Below are 19,881 nucleotides of genomic sequence, written 5' to 3'. Positions count from 1 at the left end.
AAACCGTGCAGGGCCAGGACCACCCGTTCGGGCTCGCGCGGACCCCAGCGGCGCAGCGGCAGTTCGCTCCCGTCGGGCATCCGGGCCAGACCCTGTTCCAGCCGTGCGGGCTCGGGATTCTCGGTGGCCGGTGCGGGAAGGCCGGCGGGCGTGGCGGCGCAGCCACCGAGCAGCAGGCCGACCAGCAGTGCCGGGATGAGGCGGGCGAGGCGTGTCATGCGCGCTCCGGAGGCGGCGGGGGGTCAGGGCTTGCTGCGCAGGTCCAGGTCATAGAGGTTGTCGCCGCCCAGCCGGAACTCGCGAAACGGCGGTCGCAGCGCCCGCGACAGCGAGTCGATCGGGGGCAGGGTGATGCCCGGGCGGCCGGAGCCGATGATCATCGGGGCGATGGTGAGATGCAGGCGATCCAGGGTGTCGGCGGCCAGGAAGCGCGAGACCGTGCGTCCGCCGCCCTCCACCAGCAGGCGGTTCAGGCCGCGTGCCTCGAGGTGGTCGCGCACCCGGCGGGGGGCAAAGCGTTCGCGCTGTTCGCCGTCGGCCATGACCGTCTCGACGGGCAGCTCCGCGCGTTCCACGTGGGCCGGCAGGTGATCCGGAGCATGCCCGGGCTTGTGCAGGACCAGGGTGGTCGGCCCGCCGGCCGCGAACACCTTGTGATCGGCCGCGAGGCGGCCTTCGGGGTCCAGCACCACGCGCAGCGGATTGCGGCCCTCGACCTCGCGTACCGTCAGCTGCGGGTCGTCGCTGGCCACGGTGCCGGCGCCCACCACGATGGCATCCACCAGGGCCCGCAGTCGGTGCAGGTGGCGGATGTCCTCCGGTCCGGTCACGTACTGGGAGTGCCCGGTATGCGTGGCGATCCGTCCGTCGAGGCTCTGTCCCAGCTGGCCGATGGCGATGGTGTCGGGTTCGAGGATCGGGCCGTAGAGGTCCAGGACCTCGTGGGCGGCCGGGGCCAGCGGGCCCGGCAGGGGCTGGCAGGCCGCATTGTCACAGCGGGTCAGCAGCCATCGCCAGGCTCGCGCTTCGGTGATGATTTCTTCGCTCATGGCTTCTCCCCGAGCAGGGTTTGGGGACGGCGGCGGGGCAGTTGGGGTAGTCTGACCGTTCGAGGAGCTAACTTCATCAACCCGACTCCGTATGGAAGTACCCGATGCACAACGCCGATCGCGGGATCTTTGACCTTCGCCGGGGCCATCCGATTCGTGTCAGCGGTTCCGGAACGGATGTCCTTGCAGCGGCCGTCGAGGGCCTGACACCGGGACAGCTCGATCGTCTGACCGTGATGACCGGCGGACGCCCCCGCCTGATTCTAACCCCCCACCGGGCGTCGGCAATGGGCTGGCCGCAACCGCTGGAAGAAGGCTGGGAAGGCGTGGCACTGCAGCCGACCGGCACGGTGGATCCGGAATCGCTGTTTGTCCTCGCCAGCGCGCCCGAAGGCTCCGATGATGCCAGTTCCGCCGCCCGCCTGCTGGAAGGCGCGGTGCTCCAGCGCGCCGCCGAGAGCGAGGCCGCCGCGCTGGAGCTGGTGCGCGCCGGTCGGCTGCTGCCGGCGGTGGTGACGGCCTTCATCCCCGATCCGGAGCCCGAGGCGATCGCCTCGGCGGTGGCCGACGGCATGCTGCTGGACGTGGACGCCGCGCAGGCGCGCGAGGTGGCGGAGCATCCGCGCCTGGAGCTGGCGCATGTCAGCGAGGCCCCGGTACCGCTGGCGGACGCTCCGGTGACCCGGTTCATGCTGTTTCGCGAGGGCAACGGGATCCAGGAACACGTGGCGTTGGTGATCGGCGAGCCGAGCCGCTGGCCGGATCCGGTGCCGGTGCGCCTGCATTCGGCCTGCCTGACCGGCGACCTGTTCGGCAGCCTGCGCTGCGACTGCGGGGATCAGCTGCGTCGCGGGGTCAAGATGATCAACGACAGCGGTGGCGGGGTGCTGCTGTATCTCGCTCAGGAAGGCCGCGGCATCGGTCTGGCCAACAAGCTGCGCGCCTACACCATGCAGCATGCCGGCATGGACACCATCGACTCCGACTGCCAGCTCGGCTTCGGTGCCGACGGGCGCCGCTACGAGGCGGCGGTGGAGATGCTGGAGTTCCTCGGGATCGAGCGTGTGCGCGTGCTGACCAACAACCCCGCCAAGATCGATGCCCTGCGCGCCGGCGGGATCGAGGTGGCGTCGCGCGAACCGGTGCACGGCACCGTCAACCCGCACAACCTGCGCTATCTCAGCACCAAGGCGGATCGTGGCGGGCACTGGCTGGAAGAACTGCTCGCCGCCGAGGCCGAGCGCGGCTAGGGGGGTGCTCAGACCCCCTTGATCTGATCGTCGCGCCAGGCGTAGAGGAAGCGCTGCTGCGACTCGGTCAGGGTGTCGAGGCCGATGCCCAGGGTCTCCAGCTTGAGCTCGGCCACCTCGCGGTCCACCGCGTCGGGCACCGGGTGGACACCGGGCTCCAGCCCCGCCGCGCGCTCGACCAGATGGCAGGCGGCGACGATCTGCATGGCGAAGGTCTGATCCATCACCTCGGCCGGGTGGCCCATGGCGGTGGGCGTGGCCAGATTCACCAGCCGCCCCTCGCAGACCAGATGCAGGCGGCGGCCGTCGGCCAGGCGATACTCCATGATGCCCGGCCGCGCTTCGTGCGGCGGCTCGACGCTCAGCCCCGCCAGCGCCTCGGCGTCGATCTCCACGTTGAAGTGGCCGGCGTTGGCCAGCAGCGCGCCGTCGGCCATCGCCTCGAAGTGCTCGGCGCGGATCACGTCGCGGTTGCCGGTGGTGGTGATGAAGATCTCGCCCCAGGCGGCCGCCTCCAGCATTGGCATGACCTCGAAGCCGGCCATGTGGGCGCGCAGTGCCTGGCGCGGTTCGATCTCGGTGATCGCCACCCGGGCCCCCAGTGCCCGCGCCTTGCCGGCGATGCCGAGACCGCAGTCACCAAAGCCGGCCACCACCACCCGCTTGCCGGCCAGCAGCAGATTGGTGGTCAGCAGCAGGTTGGTGAGCGACGACTCGCCGGTGCCGTGGATGTTGTCGAACTCGTGCTTCATCGGCGTGTTGTTCACCGCATAGGCGGGGAACGGCAGGGCGTCGGCGCGCGCCATCGCCTGCAGCCGCTGGACACCGGTGGTGGTCTGCTCGCACATGCCGATGAAGCCGTCGAGCAGCGCCGGGCGCTGGTGGACCAGCCGCGCGGTCAGCTCGGCGGCGTCGTCGAGGATGAAGGTCGGTCCGTGGTCCAGCGCCTGTAGGTGCAGCGCCTCCAGCTCCGCCTCGGAGACCCCGCGCCGGGCGTAGCCGGTGATGCCGTCCTGCTCGTTGAGGGCGGCGACCACATCGTCCTGACTGGAGCCCGGCTCGCTGCCGGTGAACACTACCTCGGCGCCGGCGGCGGCGAGCGTCTCGACGAACACGCCCGTCTTGGCCTCCACATGAGAGCAGACACCCAGGGTGATGCCGGCCAGCGGCCGGCTGTGGCCGAGGCGTTCACGCAGGGCGGCGTGCACCGGCATGTGCTCCCTTGCCCAGGCGAGTTTCTGGCGACCCTGTTCGATGTCCGCGGCCATGACGTCCTCCCGTGAATGCGAAAGGCGGGAGTGTGCCGCGCCCCGGTGGGGACGTCCACCGTCGTCAGAGCAGGGCCACCACGAGGATGGCCACCAGGCCCAGGGCGAGCAGGCCGAGCATGACCACGGGCGAGGCTCCCGCGGCACGCTGCGCCCGCCGGCCCGCGCGGCCCTTGAAGGTCATCGCCAGGGCATGCGAGGCGGCATCGAGATGAGCATGCAGTTCCGCGTGCAGCCGCCGCGACCGTTCTTCATCGAGGGGTTCGAGAATCCGGCCGTCGATCCGCGCCCGGCCGTTGTCGAAGCCGACGGTCACGATATCCACCGGCCAGTGGCGTTCGGCGCGGAACAGGTCGACCAGCGCGGTCTGCGCGCTGGGGCTGGTCCTGAGGGCCTCGTGATCCGCTGCAGAGGCGGCGCGAATGCGCACACGCCGGGTCAGCCGTGAATCCGGCAGGGGGCGTTCCAGCGGCCCCAGCAAAGGGCGCAGCAGGCGCTGCCACCAGCGTCGGCGCCGGAGGGTCAGACAAAGGTCCGGCGGGGCGTCCCGCTCGATCCGGAGCAGGTCGCCGGACGCGGCTGCCTGCGACGGGGTCCCGGGGGACGCGCCCGGTGCGGGCCCGGGCAGGTCCGCGCGCAGGGGGGCGGGGTGCCCGGGCGGATGCATGGGTGAATGCATGGGTGAAGGTCCCTCCGATTCAGGATCTTGGCCAGACCTTGAGGGAATTCACACGGCGGAACAATATACCCAATGGGCCATTCCGTTAGCCGGGCGTGAAGCCGCACGGCCCGCGCCGCCTCGGGCTACTGCATGACCCAGTTGCCGTAGACGTCGCGGCAGGCGGTGCCGGTGATGGTCTCCGCTTCGCCGTCGATGGTCGCCAGGACTTCGTATTCGCGGCACGGGCGGCCGTCGCGTTCATAGGTACGTTTCGGCGTGGCCCGGTACTGCTGTCCGGTGTTGGGATTGCGCCACTCCCGGGTTTCGCGGTCTGGGGCGGTCTCCAGGGTCTGCTGCACGCGCATGCGGTCGACCTCGTCCATGGAGCGGCCGATGGCACCGCCAATGGCCGCACCGGCGAGGGTCCCCGCGATGGTGGCGGCCATCTGCCCGCGGCCGCCGCCGATCTGGCTGCCGATGACGCCCCCGGCCGCGCCGCCGATGACCGCGCCGGTCTGTTCGCGGGTGGGAGGGTGGGTGCAGGCGGCCAGGGCCAGGGCGGTGCCGCCAACGATGGTGACGATGAGGGACTGGCGAACGAACTTCATGGTTTTCTCCCCACGGCCGCCCACCGCGCCGCGTGAATGCGGACCTGCAGCCTTGACGTGCCGTTGTAATGGTTCCATTCAGGAGACCCCGCAAGCTGTATCCGGGTTCCCGGCGGCCACGGATCCCGTGCATCCGGTTCCAGCGCATTGAACCAGATCCCCTGCAAGTCACCATCGGCCGTCTCCAGACGCAGCCGCAGATGGCGTCCGTCGCCCATCCGGCGCAGGCCGCGCAGTACTCCCTCCCAGACGAACACCGGGCGCGGGAAACCGCGGCCCCAGGGCGCCAGGGCGTCGATCTGCTCGAGGGTCCCGGCCGCCAGGGCACGCGGGGACGGGCCCTCGCCATCGATCTCCAGCACCGGGCCGGGTGTCCAGCCGTGCTCGCGCTGACTGTCGGCGCAGACCCGTTCCCAGGCACGAGCCAGGCGTTCGCGGTCGGCGCGGGCCAGCGTCAGGCCGCCTGCCTGCGCGTGGCCGCCGTATTTCTCCAGCAGATCGGGTTCGGTGGCGGCCATCGCGGCGAATGCATCGGCGACATGGAAGCCGGGTACCCCGCGCGCGGAGCCGGTCACCCGCCGGTCGCACTCCCATACCGGCGATACGCACAGCACCGGCAGGCCGCGGGCCTCGACCATGCGCGAGGCGATGATGCCGTGTACCCCCGGGTGGCCGTCGGGCAGCCACAGGCACAGACCCGAGACCCCGCGGGCGGCGGCCCGGGCGGCCTCCTCACGCGCACGCACGGTGAGCTCGCGCTCGATGCGGCGCCGATTGTCGTTCTCCTCGTCCAGAGCCGACCACCAGTGCTCGGCTTCCGCTTCGTCCTCCGCCAGCAGGAAGCGGACCCCGGCCATTGCCTCGTCCAGGCGGCCGCGGGCGTTGATGCGCGGGCCCAGACCAAAGGCCAGGTCGGATTCGTCCAGCGGGCGCTCGCCGCCGGTGAGCCGCCGCGCCGCGACCCGCCAGCAGGGCCGCGCGTTGTCGGCGTTCATGCGCCGCAGGCCCTGATGGACCACCACCCGGTTGTTGAGGCTGTCGCCCAGCGTCACGCAGTCGGCCACAGTGCCCGCGGCCACTTCGGCCAGCAGGTCGATCAGCAGCGTGCGTCCGGCGGCGTCCTCGCGGCCGGTGTCCTGCTGGCGCAGGCGGTGGACGCGCATCAGCAGCAGCCAGGCCACCATGCAGCCGGCGATGGCGGGGTCGCCATAGCGGCTGTCGCTGCGCGCCGGGCTGACGCAGGCCAGCGCCGAGGCGGGCACGCCGTCTGTCGGGATCACGTGATGGTCGGTGACGATGGTGTCGATGCCGGCGGCGTGCAGGCGGGCGATGCGTGCCTCGTCGCCGGAGCCGTTGTCGGCGGTGATCACCAGATCCGGCCGGGGGCGGGCGGCGAGGATACGGTCGGCCAGGGCATCGGACAGGCCGTAGCCCTCGCGCAGCCGGTGGCCGATCCAGGACCGCAGACGCACCTCCGGGTGACCCAGTACCCGGGTCAGGCCGCGATACAAAAGCGCGTGACTGGTGACCCCGTCGACGTCGTGGTCGGTTTCCAGGGCCACGGTCTCGCCGGCCTCCAGCGCCCGCAGGATGCGCCGTGCCGCCGTGTCCAGATCGGGCAGGGCATCGGGGGGCGTCAGGGCGCGCAGCGGGCGTTCGACAAAGCCGGCCCGCAGGACATCCGGGTCGGTCTCGCTCACCCGGGCGGCGATCAGGCGGGCCTGCAGCGGGGTCAGTCCGGCCGCGCGCGCCGCGGCCTCCACGTCCGGGTCCGGCCGGCGCCGGACCCAGGCTGGCTCCGGCGGGGGCGCAAGGTTCTGATCAGGCAGGGGATCCGTGCTGGACATCGGGGCACCGCGACCGTGGGTCGTCGGGAAACGGGCGCACAGGATAGAGGGCGCGGCGTCTGCCGAGAAGTGTCCCGTTCGCGGGCAGGGCAATGCCCGTCCCGGACAGCGGTTCGGACAGCGGTTCGGTCCGTCAGTGGTCGGACGCCGCCGCGGGCCACAGGGCCGGCCACAGGCGCAGGGTCAGCAGCGCCAGCCCGGCCGTGGCGAGGGTGATCCCGGCGGCGGCCAGTGCCGGACCGACGAGCCAGCCGCCGATGGCGGTGACGGCTGCCCCGGCGTTGAGCAGGCCCCACTGGGTCCAGGACCACGGGCCCGCGCGCACCGGCCGCTCCATGAAACGCGGGATCATGTGTTCCGCCAGTCCGGCGATGAACGGGGTCACGAACCCGAGCAGGAAGACATGCAGTGCACCCGGCCACGGCCCGCCGGGCGGAAGCAGGTCGCCGTGCAGCGCCAGCAGGCCCCCGGCGATCGCCAGCCACACGACCGCGGACAGCAGATGGGCACGGCTGGACGGCGCCAGGGCGATGCCCACCGGCGCCGAGTGGCCGCTGCGCTCGGGCGTGCCGGCCACGATTTCGCGCGCCTCCTCCGGACTCTGCACACCGACCCCGCGCAGTTCGCCGTCCACGACCGTTGCGGGGACGGTCTTCAGGCGCAGCCGCTGGACCAGTTCGCGGCCTTCGGGCGTGCCCATGTCCACCACGCTGAAGTCGAACTCGCGTTCGGCTGCGATCCGGCTCCACACGGCCTCGGCCGAATCGCAGGAGGGGCACCATTGAGAGACCAGAAGCTGTACGCGCATGCGTGCCTCCGGGATCAGTCGGCGCAGCGCATGCACTGGACGCCGTAACGTTCGATCCACTGTTCCAGCGACTCGCGGGCCCGCTCCCCGGTGTACAGGTGTTCGCGCGCGGTCTCCGGGTCGTCCGGGCGCAGGCGCAGCAGCCAGGCCTCGTCGTAGGGTGCACGGTTGACCAGGTCGGGCTGTGCGGTCACCGCGGCATTCACCTCCTCGATAGTGCCGTCGAACGGTGCGGGCACTCCGCCGGCCCATTTGCCGGATTCCAGCCGTGCCAGCGTCTTGCCCTGCCTGCGGTGCGTGCCGGGGCGCTTGAAGGTGGTGTACTGCAGGCGCCCGGCCATGGTCTGCGCCGGGTCGGTCAGCCCCAGGGTAAAACTGCCGTCGGCCTCCTCGCGGGCCCACAGGTAATCCAGATCGTAGTAGAGATCCTCGGGGATCTCGCAGCCGCGATATTCGCTCATGATCAGGCCTCCCCGGGGCCGCGCCGGCGCACCGTGAGCAGGATGTTGAGGGTGAACAGCAGCATGGCCGCCCAGGTCAGCAGGCCCCCCGCGAGCAGGATCTCGCGGCTGCCGGCCAGCCACCCGGCGGCCATCGCCGGCAGTCCGGCGTTGGCCAGCACGAACTGGACATCGGCGGTGCGCTCGGAAAACAGGTTGCGTCCCGAAAAGCGGGGCAGGGCATGGAGGCCGATCCCGTAGATCATCATGGTGACGAAGCCCAGCAGCATCAGGTGGGCATGCAGGCGCACCGCATCACCGGGGATCGTGCCCGGCGCCAGCAGCCAGAGGACGGCCACCCCGCCACCGAGCAGGGCATAGACAAGAGCGATGGTGATGAACAGACGGTTGCGCGTCAGCACGCCTTTCTCCATTCCATAAAGCTTGATAACAGATACACCTTATAGTCGGAAGGTGTCGGGATCAAGGCGTCGGAATTTTGAACAAGGGGTTTTGCAACCCACAGTAATAAAATCTAACTTGCAATAAGGATACACCTTCGATTAGCGTTCCCGGCTCCACCTGAATACCGAGGAATGTCTGCATGCTGGAATCCGGGACCCGCGAGATCGTCAAATCCACCGTGCCCGTGCTGGCGGAGCACGGCGAAACCATCACCCGGCGCTTCTACGCCCGGATGTTCGAGGCCCATCCGGAGCTCAGGAACGTCTTCAACCAGGCGCATCAGGCCGCGGGAGAACAGCCGCAGGCCCTGGCCCGCGCGGTGATGGCGTGGGCCGAGCACATCGACGAGCCGCAGGTGCTGGAAGACACCGTGCGCCGGATCGCACACAAGCACGTGAGCCTGCGAGTGACCGCGGATCAGTACGCGATCGTCGGGGAGCATCTGCTGGGGGCGATGGGCGAGGTCCTGGGCGAGGCGGCCACACCGGAGATCGTCGGGGCCTGGGAACAGGCGTACTGGGAGCTGGCCCGGATCCTGATCGACGCCGAACAGTCGCTGTACGATGAACAGGCCGCGCAGACCGGTGGCTGGACCGGCTGGCGGCGCTTCCGCATCCACAGCAAGATGCCCGAAAGCCGCGAGATCACCTCGTTCGAGCTGGTGCCGGAGGACGGCGGCGCGATTCCCGAGCACCGGCCGGGGCAGTATGTCTCGGTCCGCATGGATCTGCTGGAGGAGGGCATCGTTCAGCCGCGGCAGTATTCCCTGACCCACCCGCCGGGCAGCGACGCCCTGCGGATCTCGGTGAAGCGGGAAGCCGGCAACGGCGCTCCGGATGGCCGGGTATCCGGTCGGCTGCACGACGCGCTGGGCGAGGGCGATTGCGTGGAGGTCAGCGCGCCCGCCGGCGACTTTGTCCTGCCGCCCGGCGAGCATCCGCTGGTGCTGGTCGCCGGGGGCGTCGGGATCACCCCGCTGCTGTCGATGCTGCACGAGCTGGACCGGGCGGGGATGCCGCGCCCCGTGACCCTGCTGCACGGCGTGCGGGAACGCGAAGTGCGGGCATTCGCGGGGGAAATCGAAGCCCTCCGGGCCCGCCACCCGGAACGCCTGAAGGTCGCCGTGTTCCTGGAGGACGGCGATGCGCGGGAGCCGCACGAGTACGCCGGGCGCGTCGACCCGACGCGGGTCGCATCGGACATGCTGCCGCCCGCGGCGGAGGTGCGGCTGAGCGGCCCGTTGCCGTTCATTCGTGACCAGCGCGATCGTCTGACAGATGCCGGTATCCCCCCGGAACGGATCGTCCACGAGGTGTTCGGGCCCGACGTGCTCCAATGACACCGGTGACATGGGAGTGACGGGCCCGATGTTCGACGCGTGCCGGCGGGTGCGGGTATGCTGAATTAGTTAAAGCTAATACAAGGGCCGGCCCCGGCGTTGCGCATGGGCCGGCCTTTCTGCAAAAGGTCGGTGCCATGCAGCTTACCCGCCATACGGACTATGCCCTGCGCGTGCTTCTGTTCGTGGCCGTGCAGCCCGATGGTGGCCGCACCACGGTCTCGGAGATCAGCGAGCGCTTCGAGGTCCCGCGCAACCACATGGTGAAGATCGTGCACCGCCTGGGGCGGCTCGGCTATCTGGCCAACCGGCGTGGCAAGGGCGGAGGGATCTGGCTGGCGGTGGCGCCCGAGGAGATCAACCTCGGCGAAGTTGTGCGCAACATGGAACCCACGCTGGAAGTGATCGACTGCACCCGGCCATGGTGCCCGGTCGCGCCGGCCTGCCGCCTCAAGCCCCTGCTCGACGAGGCGCGCGACGCCTTCCTCGCCGTGCTCGACCGCTACACCCTCGCCGACATCGTTCGCAACGAAGCCCGTCTGCGCACCCTGCTGCAGATCGAACCGCACGCCCCCGACGCCGGCTGAGCCGACCCGCCCATAAAAAAGGGCCCTCCGGATGGAGGGCCCTCGGGGATCTGCCCGGGGTGCCGGGCAGCGTGCGGCTTAGTTGGAGAAGTAGCGCACGGTCGGGTCGGCCATGTAGGCGCCCACGTCTTCCGGGTCGGCCGGGGTGACGCCGTCGATCAGGTCTTCTTCGGTGTAGTCGGTGTTGGGCAGGAAGATGGCGCAGGTCTCGACCTTCGCACCGTTGTTGATCAGGTTCATCAGCAGCTGCTGGGCGTTGCGGTCGGCGGGCTGCATGGTCGCGCCGTCAAAGTCGTCGGTCGCCATCTTGGCGGCCGGGCCGCACAGCAGCACGCGCACTTCCTGGCCCTGGCCCATGGCCTGGTTGGCCAGCACCATCGACATGAACTGGGTGTGTTCGTCACCGGAGGTGACGCTGGCGAACATCTTCGAGGGTTCGTCGGCCTGAACGGCGCTGGCGCCGGCAAAGGTCAGGACGGCGGCGGCAGCGAGGGTCTTGATGGTACGCATGGGGTACGTCTCCCGTTTGGGTGGTATGTAAGCGTTTTCGAATGTAGTTGAATGCTTATATGTAATGCAAATCAGACTGCGTCCAGATGTCGATTGTGTCGCATCGGTGATTCGTTATTCCGGCCGATTCCCGGCGGGTGCGGCACGCGGCTCCTTTCGGGAAGCTGGCCTTTTGCCGGAATCTCTCCGGTAGATGGGGAACAGGGAGGGAAGTTCCCGAGCCGGCGGCGGAACCGCGAACTGTCCAGTGCTGTCACCCTGTAGTCAGAACGACTGGGGGGGACGTGATGCAGGAGACGCTGGACAGGACGAACCGGCGCGGCGCGCGCGACCGGGCCAGAGGCCCCCGCGGGCGCACCGCGATCATGGGTGCGCTGCTGCTGACGCTGCCGGCCCTTGCCGGTGCGCAGATCGAGACCGCACCGGCCGAGGAGGGCGCCGGCCCGTGGACCGAGGAGGCGCCGCCGCTGGTGAAGCTGGAACGCTTCTTCCGTGACCCGGAATACGCCTCCGCGCGGATCTCCCCGGACGGCGATCGTGTCGCCTTCCTGCGACCCTACGAGGGGGCGATGAACATCCATGTGGTGGCGCGGGGCGAGCCGGTCGAGCAGGCGCAGCCGGTCACCACCGAAGAGCGGTCGGTCTCGGGCTTTTTCTGGTCGCGCGATGGCGAGTACCTTCTGTATGCGCGCGATGCCGACGGTGACGAGGACTTCGAGATCCGCGCCCTGCAGGCCCCGGCCGAACCCGACCCCGAAGCCGGTGAATACCCCGAATCCCGTCACCTGGCCGGCGGGGACGGTGTACGTGCACGCATCTTTCACGTGCCCCGCGAAGCCCCGGGCGAACTGTTCGTGGGGCTGAACGACCGCGATCCCCGGCTGCACGACGTCTACCGGGTCGACATCGCCTCGGGCGAGCGGGAGCTCGTGGCGGAAAACACCGCGGAGATCGAAGGCTGGCATTTCCACGAAGGCGAGCTGCGCAAGGCGACGCGCACCACCGGTGATGGCGGGAGCGAGATCCTGCGCGTGGATGGCGAGGATGATTTTCGGCAGGTCCACGCCTGCGAGTTCGGCGAGAGCTGCTCGCTGGCCGGCTTCCACGCGGACGGCGCCAGGCTCTATCTGCGCACCAACGCGGGCGAGGATCGCGATCTGAGCGAGCTGGTCCTGTTCGACCCGGATTCCGGCGAGGAGACCCGGGTGCACCGCGACCCGGAAGGTGAGGTGGATCTCGGTCGCGCGCTGTTTTCCGACGAGGACCACCGCCTGCTGGCGACGCAGTACACCGGCGACCGGCAGCGGATCTACGCGCACGACGAGGAATTCGGGCAGGCGCTGGACTGGCTGCGCTCGGAGCTGGGCGATGCGGAGCTGTCGTTCACCTCGCGGACCCGAGACGAGGACGTGTGGACCGTGGGCGTGCAGCGCGACGTGGATCCCGGCAGTGCCTGGGTGGCGGATCTGCGCGAACGCGAGCTGGAACGCCTGTACCGCACGCGGCCGGATCTTCCCGAGGATGTGCTGGCGTACATGGAGCCGATCCGCTACGAGGCCCGCGACGGCACCGAGATCCCGGGCTACCTGACCCTGCCGCGCGGGGCGGAGGCCGAGGACCTGCCCCTGGTGGTGATGCCGCACGGCGGTCCCTGGGTGCGCGACACCTGGGGCTACAGCGGACAGGTGCAGTTCCTCGCCAACCGTGGTTACGCCGTGCTGCAGCCGAATTTCCGCGGTTCCTCCGGTTTTGGCAAGGCGTTTCTCAATGCCGGCAATCAGGAGTGGGGCACCGGCGTGATGCAGCACGACGTGACCGACGGGGTGAAACATCTGATCGACGAGGGCATCGCCGATCCGGACCGGGTGGCGATCTACGGCGGCTCCTACGGGGGTTACGCAACCCTGGCCGGGCTGACCTGGACCCCGGAGCTCTACGCCGCCGGGGTGTCGATGGTGGGGCCGTCCAGCCTGATCACCCTGATGGAGTCCATCCCGCCGTACTGGGAAGCGGGGATCAAGCGCATGCACGGTCGTGTGGGTGACCCGGACGATCCGGAGGACCGCGAGCGGCTGAAGGAGCAGTCGCCGCTGTTCCATGTTGACCGCATCGAGTCGCCGCTGCTGGTGGCCCAGGGGGCCAACGACCCGCGCGTCAAGCAGGCCGAGTCGGACCAGATCGTGGTCGCGCTGCGCGACGCCGGGCATCCGGTGGAGTACCTGCTGGCGCTGGACGAGGGCCACGGTTTCGTCAACGAGACCAACCGCCTGGCGTTCTTTGCCGGCCTGGAGGGCTTTCTCGCCGAGCATGTCGGCGGTCGTCGGCAGGCGGAATACCCGGAGCCGGTGCAGGAACGCCTGGAGCTGCTGCGCCAGGACATCGACGAGGTCGAGGCCCCGTGAGCGCCGGCGATGGCCGCCGCCCGGGGCTCGGCCCCGGAGACGTCGAGGTCCTCGAGCGCGAGTCGCTGTTCGAGGGCTTCTTCCGTATGGCCCGCTATACGGTGCGCCACCGGCTGTTCGGCGGTGGCTGGAGCCGGCCGCTGACGCGCGAGCGCTTCGAACGCGGACATGCGGCCGTGCTGCTGCCCTATGACCCGGTGGCCGACCGTGTGGTGCTGATCGAGCAGTTCCGCATCGGCGCGCTGGAGAAGCCGGCCGGACCCTGGCTGCTGGAGTTCGTCGCCGGGGTCATCGAACCGGGCGAGGAGCCGGAAGCCGTGGTGCGGCGCGAGGCCTTCGAGGAAGCGGGGGTGAACCCGGCGCGCATCGAGTTCATGCAGGAGGTGTATGTCAGCCCCGGCGGCAATTCCGAGTCGCTGCGGATCTACTGTGGTGAGGTGGACAGTCTGGGTGTGGGCGGTGTGCACGGACTGCACGAGGAAGACGAGGACATCCGGGTGTTCACCGTGCCCTTCGACGAGGCAATGCAGTTGATGCACGACGGCCGTATCGACTCGGCCGGGCCGGTGATCGCGCTGCAGTGGCTGGCGCTCAATCGCGAGCGGCTGCGGTGCGAATGGGGAGCGGGTGCCCGGGCGGATGAGCCGCGCCGCTGAAGACTCCCCCCGCCCGGACCGGGTTGCGTTGACGCATGGCGGGAGGCTTCCGGATAATTCCCCGCTCGAGACAAGGGCGCAATCGCCGTCCGGGGAGGATACGTGGCGCAGGAATACCTGCTCCGCCTGTACGTGACGGGGCAGACGGCCCGGTCCGCACGGGCACTGGCCAATCTGCAGGCCATCTGTGAAGAAGAACTCCAGGGACGCTATCGGATCGAGGTGATCGACGTGCTCGAAAATCCCGAGCGCGGCGAGAACGAGCGCATCGTCGCCACCCCCACCCTGATCCGTGAGCTGCCTCCGCCGATCCGCCGCATCATCGGCGATCTCTCCGACCGCGACGAAGTGCTGCACGGGCTGGAGCTGGTGACGCCCGGGCAGCGGGAGTCCCTGCAATGACCGCAGAAATGGGTGGAGGAATCGACAAGCTGGCCACCGGGATCCCGGGGTTCGACGCGATCGCCCGTGGCGGTCTGCCCGAGGGGCGCACCACGCTGGTTGCCGGTACCCCGGGCAGTGCCAAGACGGTGTTTGCCGGCCAGTTCCTGGCTGCCGGTATCCAGCGCGATGCCACCCCCGGGGTGTTCGTGACGTGCGAGGAGTCGCCCGCGGATCTGCGGCGCAATTTCAGTGCATTCGGCTGGCCGATGGCGGAATGGGAAGCCGACGGTCGCTGGACCTTCGTGGACGTGTCGCCGGATCCGGACGAGGAGACGGTGGAGGCCGGCAGCTACGACCTCGGGGCCCTGGTGGCGCGCATCGAGCATGCGGTGGAGCGCAGCGGGGCCCGCCGTCTGGCGATCGACTCCCTGGGCGCGATGTTCTCGCGCTTCCCCGACACGCGCCAGGTACGCCGTGACCTGTTCCGCATCGCCTCCCGGCTGAAGGCCCTGGGCGTAACGGCGGTCATGACCGCCGAACGCGAGACCGAATACGGCCCCGTGGCCCGTCACGGGGTCGAGGAGTTCGTCGCCGACAACGTGGTGATCCTGCGCAACATCCTGGAGAACGAGACCCGCCGGCGCACGCTGGAGATCCTCAAGTTCCGCGGTACGCAGCACCAGAAGGGCGAGTACCCGTTCACCATCCTGCCGGAGGGCGGGCTGATCGCCATCCCGCTGTCGGCGATGGAGCTGACCCAGCATTCCACCGACGTGCGCACGACCTCCGGCAACGACGAGCTGGACCGGATGTGCGGCGGCGGTTTCTACCGCGACTCGATCGTGCTGGTGTCCGGTGCTACCGGCACCGGCAAGACCCTGATGGCGACGGAGTTCACCGCGGGCGGACTGGCCGCCGGCGAACGCTGCATGCTGTTTGCCTTCGAGGAAAGCCGCGAACAGCTGATGCGCAACGCGCGCGGGTGGGGTGTGGATTATGCCCCGGCGGAGGAGGCCGGGAACCTGGCGATCCGCTGCGACTACCCCGAGGCCGCCGGACTGGAGGACCACCTGGTCCGGATCAAGGAGGAGATCGACCGCTTCCGCCCGGACCGGGTCGCCCTCGACAGCCTGACTGCGCTGGAGCGCGTGGCGACCCCGCGCGGGTTCCGCGAGTTCGTGATCAGCCTGACCTCGTTCATCAAGGAGCGTCAGATCGCCGGACTGTTCACCGCCTCCACGCCGTCGCTGATGGGCGGCGCCTCGGTGACCGAGGCGCACATCTCCACCCTGACCGATTCCATCATTGTCCTGCGCTATGTCGAGATGCGCGGGCGGGTCCATCGCGGCCTGGCCGTGCTGAAGATGCGCGGCGCGGGGCATGACGCCGGGATCCGGCGCTTCAACATCGACGGTCGCGGGATGCATGTCGGCGAGCCCTTCCGCGGCGTGGAGGGCATCCTCGAAGGCCATCCCGTGCATGTGCAGCCTGGAGAAGAAGACACATGATGCCGAATACGGATCTTTCGATGCCCCCGGCCGCGGTGCCCGGCGCCGTGCTGTGGGCGGGCGACGGGGGCGGCGACTTCGCCGGCTCGGGTCCGTCGGGCGACGGCCTGCGGGCGATCCTCGAGGCCTCCGCCGATGCCATCATCGTGGTGGACTCGGCGGGCGTTCTGCGCTATGCCAACCCGGCCGCCAGCCGGCTGTTCGGGCGCGACCTGCAGGCCCTGAGGGGCACCGGGTTCGGTTTCCCGACGGCTCCCGGACGCACCGAGATCGACGTGCTGCCTCCCGGCGAGGCCCCGCGCGTCGCCGAGATGCACGTGACCGCCCTGACCTGGGACGGGGATGACGCCAGCCTGGCGATCCTGCGCGATGTCACCGAGCGCAAGGCCATGGAAGACGAGCTGCGCCTGGCGGCTCAGGTATTCGAGAACGCCTCCGAGGGGCTGCTGATCACCGATGCGGGGCAGCGTGTGCTCAAGGTGAACCCCGCCTTCATGTCCATCACCGGGTACCAGCCGGGCGAGGTGCACGGCCGGCCGATGGGCGAACTGCTGGATTCGGAATACCAGGACCCGGCCCTGCTGGAAACCATCGAGGCCGCGGTGCACAGCGCCGGCCGCTGGGAGGGCGAGCTGGTCAAGCGCCGGCGCGATGGCGGGCCCTGCTACACCTGGACCACGGTGATCGCGGTCCGCGGCGAGATGGGGCAGCCGACCCATTTCATCGTGACCTTCGAGGACATCACCCGCTGGAAGGAGGCCCAGCAGCGCCTGGACCATCTGGCGCACGCCGATCCGCTGACCGATCTGCCGAACCGGACCGCCTTCCATCAGCATCTCGATCTGGCGCTGGGGCAGGCGCGACGCCACGGCGACATCGTGTCCGTGCTGTTCGTGGACCTGGATCACTTCAAGCCGGTCAACGATGCCCTGGGACATGCGGTGGGCGACGAGATCCTGCAGGCCGTGGCCGCACGCCTGCGCGAGACCGTGCGCGAGAGCGACCTGGTCGCGCGGCTGGGCGGGGACGAGTTCATCGTGCTGGTGCGGGATATCCAGCGCGAGGCCGATGCGGGTGTGGTGGCGCAGAAGATCATTGACGCGCTGCGGGCGCCGTTCCACGTGCGTGATCACGAGATCCACATCGGATCCAGCGTGGGCATTGCCGTTTACCCGGAAGACGGGCGCGACGGCGACACCCTGATCCATGCGGCCGATCAGGCCATGTACCGTGCCAAGGATCGCGGGCGCGGGCTGTTCGCGTTCGCGAACAGTGCCGGAGAAACCCCGCCGGTCCCCCCATTCGCGGGAAGGCCGGCGGACTGCGGCTGACCCCTTGATGCCCGGCGCCGGCCGGGTGCCGTCAGGCCGGGCAGGACTCGTCGGGGATCCGGCGGTCGCGTTCCTCGTCGCGCGCGACGGTTGTATGCGTAGTGCCGGCCGTCATCCCGACGGCCACCGGTTCGCCCATCGAGCGGTCGGTGTCGGCGATCGCGGGGGCGGCCCCGGCGAGCATCAGGCCAAGCGCGGCGGTGCCGGCAAATATGAACGTGGTCTGGCGGTGTTGCATGGCGTTCCTCCCGAGTGTCCCGTAGCCCGAGATCGCCTTCCGCGGTCGGGCGCGCAAGACGGACTCTTTAAGCATGGACGGCGATGGTGCGTCCTGCATTCCCCGCGAGTGGTGGGAATGAACCGGCGCGCCAGGCGTCCCATGGATAATCAATAACGACCGCTCGGGGGTTACCTGATGGAGAGACTGCAATGGATGATGGCCGGATGCCTGTGGCTGGTCATGGCCGCTCCGCTGAGTGCCGACGCGGGGAGCGAGGTCGAGGTCCCGGGGCCGAACGAGCGCCTGAGTGATGCCCGCACCAGCGACCTGGAACGGGTGGACGAACTGCAGCCGGTGCGTGTGGCGGAAGACGTGTACGCGATCATTGGCTCCATCGACGGGCGCAGCTACGACAACCTCGGGCTGACCATGAATCTGGGCTTCGTGGTGACCGACGAGGGGGTGGTGCTGATCGACTCCGGTCCGTCGTACGCCTTTGGCGAGATGCTGGAGGCCGCGATCGGCGAGGTCACCGATCAGCCGGTCACCCATGTCATCGGCATCGGTTCGCAGGATCACCGCTGGATGGCCGATGGCTATTTCCGCGAGCAGGGGGGCGAGCTGATCACCCTGGAACGTACGGCCGAGACCCGCAGGGATTTTGCCGACGACCACATCGAACGCATGTCGGGGATCCTCGAAGACCGTTTCGAGGGTACCGAGGCCGTGGTGACCGACGAGCCGCTGGAAGGTGACCGCCACGAGCTGAAGATCGGCGGCACCGAATTCCATCTGGAGTTCTGGGCGGATGCCCATTTCCCCGGCGACGCGGTGGTGTACCTGCCGCAGACCGATGTCTTCTTCTCCGGGGACATGGTCTATCTCGACCGCATGCTGGGCATCCATCCGTGGAGCGATCCGGTGGCCTGGCTGACCGCAGTGGAAAAGCTGGAAGAGAAGGCACCGGCCGCCGTGGTGCCCGGCCACGGGGACGTCGCGGGCATGGACCTCGTGACCGCGGAAACCGGGGACTACCTGCGGTTCGTGATCAGTGGCGTGGAACAGGCGCTGGAAGACTGGGCCTCGCTGCAGGAGGCGGTGGACGACCTTGGTGATGCCCCGCAGTTCGAGCATCTGGAACATTTCGGCGACTGGCATCGGACCAACATCAATCGAACCTATCTCTTCATGGAGTAGGCGTTTCGGGTTTCCGGTTATCCCACCATTCGCGAGGTTCAATGTGCGGTCGATTCCGTGGTCCCGGACGGGGCGTGCGCTGCTGTGGCTGGTCCTTCTCCTCCTGCCGTCGGGCCTGCTGGCCGACGACGCGGCGAAGGAGTTCACCATCGAACTGGATGGCGGGGATCTGCTGGAGGTAGAGAGCCCTGGTGAGGCCGAAGGCACGGGTCCGCTGTTCATCTGGCTGATCCCGGCCGCCGAGCATCTGGATGCCCCGCGCGAACTGCTGGGCGAACTGGCGGAGCAGGGCGCCACGGTGTGGGTGGTGGACCTGCTCGATTCGCTGCTGCTGGAACGCTCGAGTTCCACCGTGCGAGGGCTGGAGGGCAAGCCCGCCGCGGCGCTGCTGGAGGAGGCCGGGGCGCGGGGTTATGCCCCGGTGACCCTGGTGGCCTCCGACCGCATGGGCGTGCCCGCGCTGCGTGGGCTGCGCGAATGGCAGTTGGCGACCGACGACCCGGATGCCGTGGCCGGCGCGATCCTGCTGTTCCCCAACCTGTATCGCGGTACCCCTGCCGCCGGGGATGACCCGGAGCTGTTCGGGATCGTGGATGCGACCAACATGCCGGTGGCGGTGTTCCAGCCCGCCGAGGGGGCCCATGCGGCCCGCCTGCCGGAACTGATGCGGCATCTGTACGCGGCCGGCAGCCCGGCGCTGGCGCGCATCATCGCCGGCGAGCGCGACTACTACATGCGCCCCGAGGAGGCGGGCAGTGACGCGGTCGGGCGAACCCCGCGGCAACTGCTGGCCACGGCGCGCGTGCTGGCGGGCCTGCCGCGCCCGGCGCAGGTCGCCGAACTGGACGCGGAGCGCGACCAGCCGCTGGGCAGCGAGCACGGGATGGTCGAGCGCGAGCCCGAGGAGCCGCCCGGCTACGAGTTGACCGCCGCGCGCGGCGAGACCCATCGTCTGGAGGATCGTGCGGGTCAGGTGACGCTGGTGAACTTCTGGGCCAGCTGGTGCCCGCCCTGCGTGCACGAGATCCCTTCGATGAACCGCCTCGAAGGCTCGTATGACGAGGACGAGTTCGCGATCGTGTCGATCAATTTCCGCGAGTCGCCCGAGCACATCCTGGAATTCATGGAAGAGGTCGAGGTCGATTTCCCGGTGCTGATGGACGAGGATGGGGCGGTCTCGCAGGAATGGGGCGTGTTCGCCTTCCCCAGCTCGTTCCTGCTGGACCGCGAGGGCCGGGTGCGGTATTCCGTGAACGAGGCCATCGAGTGGGACACCGACGAGGTGCGTGAAGTGATCGACGAGCTGCGCGACGAACCCGCCCCTGACGCCACGCCCTGAGCCCCAGTCCCG

General features: G+C 69.4%; 20 protein-coding genes. 10 read left to right on the top strand and 10 right to left on the bottom strand.

Translation table 11 applies throughout. The annotated features are described in order from the left end of the window. Positions 1 to 242: 242 nt before the first annotated feature. A complete protein-coding gene (locus F620_RS0110705) occupies positions 243 to 1,049 on the bottom strand; it encodes a RibD family protein (RefSeq protein WP_018871195.1) in 807 nt (268 codons plus the stop codon). A 104-nt stretch (positions 1,050 to 1,153) separates the two neighbouring features. Between F620_RS0110705 and ribA the strand changes: the two genes are divergently transcribed. Then, entirely contained in the window at positions 1,154 to 2,299 is a 1,146-nt protein-coding gene (ribA, locus tag F620_RS0110700) for a GTP cyclohydrolase II RibA (RefSeq protein WP_019570559.1), read from the top strand. Positions 2,300 to 2,307: 8 nt separating this feature from the next. Here ribA and F620_RS0110695 read toward each other — a convergent pair whose 3' ends face one another. From F620_RS0110695 to F620_RS0110665, 7 genes are all read right to left on the bottom strand, one after another. Next, positions 2,308 to 3,567 (bottom strand): adenosylhomocysteinase, encoded by a 1,260-nt coding sequence (locus F620_RS0110695; RefSeq protein WP_019570558.1) that lies wholly within the window; start codon positions 3,565 to 3,567, stop codon positions 2,308 to 2,310. Between the two features lie 64 nt (positions 3,568 to 3,631). Then, complete coding sequence (locus tag F620_RS0110690; RefSeq protein ID WP_231373388.1) at positions 3,632 to 4,246, bottom strand: hypothetical protein; 615 nt, start codon at positions 4,244 to 4,246, stop codon at positions 3,632 to 3,634. Positions 4,247 to 4,371: 125 nt separating this feature from the next. Next, positions 4,372 to 4,836 (bottom strand): glycine zipper 2TM domain-containing protein, encoded by a 465-nt coding sequence (locus F620_RS0110685; protein ID WP_018871199.1) that lies wholly within the window; start codon positions 4,834 to 4,836, stop codon positions 4,372 to 4,374. Next, on the bottom strand, positions 4,833 to 6,683 hold the full coding sequence (locus F620_RS0110680; protein ID WP_026331432.1) for a DHH family phosphoesterase: 1,851 nt from the start codon (positions 6,681 to 6,683) through the stop codon (positions 4,833 to 4,835). Before F620_RS0110680 ends, F620_RS0110685 begins: the two co-directional genes overlap by 4 nt. A 133-nt stretch (positions 6,684 to 6,816) precedes the next feature. Next, complete coding sequence (locus tag F620_RS0110675; RefSeq protein ID WP_026331431.1) at positions 6,817 to 7,491, bottom strand: thioredoxin family protein; 675 nt, start codon at positions 7,489 to 7,491, stop codon at positions 6,817 to 6,819. Positions 7,492 to 7,505: 14 nt separating this feature from the next. Continuing rightward, positions 7,506 to 7,952, bottom strand: coding sequence for a glycine cleavage system protein H (locus tag F620_RS0110670; RefSeq protein ID WP_019570554.1), 447 nt, complete (start codon positions 7,950 to 7,952; stop codon positions 7,506 to 7,508). A gap of 2 nt (positions 7,953 to 7,954) precedes the next feature. After that, on the bottom strand, positions 7,955 to 8,353 hold the full coding sequence (locus F620_RS0110665; RefSeq protein ID WP_019570553.1) for a hypothetical protein: 399 nt from the start codon (positions 8,351 to 8,353) through the stop codon (positions 7,955 to 7,957). A gap of 182 nt (positions 8,354 to 8,535) precedes the next feature. On the opposite strand from F620_RS0110665, the gene hmpA reads away from it, so the two are divergent. Together hmpA and F620_RS0110655 are read left to right on the top strand one after the other, a co-directional pair. Beyond that, positions 8,536 to 9,735 (top strand): NO-inducible flavohemoprotein, encoded by a 1,200-nt coding sequence (gene hmpA / locus F620_RS0110660; RefSeq protein WP_019570552.1) that lies wholly within the window; start codon positions 8,536 to 8,538, stop codon positions 9,733 to 9,735. Between the two features lie 137 nt (positions 9,736 to 9,872). Continuing rightward, entirely contained in the window at positions 9,873 to 10,322 is a 450-nt protein-coding gene (locus F620_RS0110655) for an Rrf2 family transcriptional regulator (protein ID WP_019570551.1), read from the top strand. A gap of 78 nt (positions 10,323 to 10,400) precedes the next feature. Here F620_RS0110655 and F620_RS0110650 read toward each other — a convergent pair whose 3' ends face one another. Further along, a complete protein-coding gene (locus F620_RS0110650; RefSeq protein ID WP_019570550.1) occupies positions 10,401 to 10,832 on the bottom strand; it encodes a DsrE family protein in 432 nt (143 codons plus the stop codon). A gap of 287 nt (positions 10,833 to 11,119) precedes the next feature. Here F620_RS0110650 and F620_RS0110645 point away from each other — a divergent pair, with 287 nt between their 5' ends. From F620_RS0110645 to F620_RS0110625, 5 genes are all read left to right on the top strand, one after another. Then, positions 11,120 to 13,234: a S9 family peptidase gene (locus F620_RS0110645; RefSeq protein ID WP_019570549.1), complete on the top strand. Its 2,115-nt coding sequence runs from the start codon at positions 11,120 to 11,122 to the stop codon at positions 13,232 to 13,234. Then, the gene (locus tag F620_RS0110640; protein ID WP_019570548.1) at positions 13,231 to 13,890 is read left to right on the top strand and encodes an NUDIX domain-containing protein; all 660 of its coding nucleotides are present in this window, start codon (positions 13,231 to 13,233) and stop codon (positions 13,888 to 13,890) included. Before F620_RS0110645 ends, F620_RS0110640 begins: the two co-directional genes overlap by 4 nt. A gap of 102 nt (positions 13,891 to 13,992) precedes the next feature. Further along, entirely contained in the window at positions 13,993 to 14,292 is a 300-nt protein-coding gene (locus tag F620_RS0110635) for a circadian clock KaiB family protein (protein WP_018871300.1), read from the top strand. Next, positions 14,289 to 15,782 carry a circadian clock protein KaiC gene (kaiC, locus tag F620_RS0110630; RefSeq protein ID WP_019570547.1) on the top strand — a complete coding sequence of 498 codons (1,494 nt, stop codon included), beginning with the start codon at positions 14,289 to 14,291 and terminating at the stop codon, positions 15,780 to 15,782. Before F620_RS0110635 ends, kaiC begins: the two co-directional genes overlap by 4 nt. Continuing rightward, entirely contained in the window at positions 15,779 to 17,113 is a 1,335-nt protein-coding gene (locus F620_RS0110625) for a diguanylate cyclase domain-containing protein (RefSeq protein WP_019570546.1), read from the top strand. Before kaiC ends, F620_RS0110625 begins: the two co-directional genes overlap by 4 nt. Positions 17,114 to 17,144: 31 nt before the next feature. On the opposite strand, the gene F620_RS0110620 is transcribed toward F620_RS0110625, so the two are convergent. Continuing rightward, positions 17,145 to 17,351 (bottom strand): hypothetical protein, encoded by a 207-nt coding sequence (locus tag F620_RS0110620; protein WP_018871297.1) that lies wholly within the window; start codon positions 17,349 to 17,351, stop codon positions 17,145 to 17,147. Positions 17,352 to 17,546: 195 nt separating this feature from the next. Here F620_RS0110620 and F620_RS0110615 point away from each other — a divergent pair, with 195 nt between their 5' ends. Continuing rightward, positions 17,547 to 18,530, top strand: a complete 984-nt coding sequence (locus F620_RS0110615; RefSeq protein WP_019570545.1) for an MBL fold metallo-hydrolase — start codon at positions 17,547 to 17,549, stop codon at positions 18,528 to 18,530. Positions 18,531 to 18,573: 43 nt separating this feature from the next. Further along, positions 18,574 to 19,869 carry a TlpA disulfide reductase family protein gene (locus F620_RS0110610; protein ID WP_019570544.1) on the top strand — a complete coding sequence of 432 codons (1,296 nt, stop codon included), beginning with the start codon at positions 18,574 to 18,576 and terminating at the stop codon, positions 19,867 to 19,869. Positions 19,870 to 19,881: the final 12 nt, after the last annotated feature.

Origin of the sequence: Thioalkalivibrio sp. ALE11, from assembly GCF_000381205.1 — a bacterium.
GTDB lineage: Bacteria > Pseudomonadota > Gammaproteobacteria > Ectothiorhodospirales > Ectothiorhodospiraceae > Thioalkalivibrio.
Note: the sequence above shows the minus strand (reverse complement) of the source record. Positions and strands in the feature narration are given on the sequence as shown.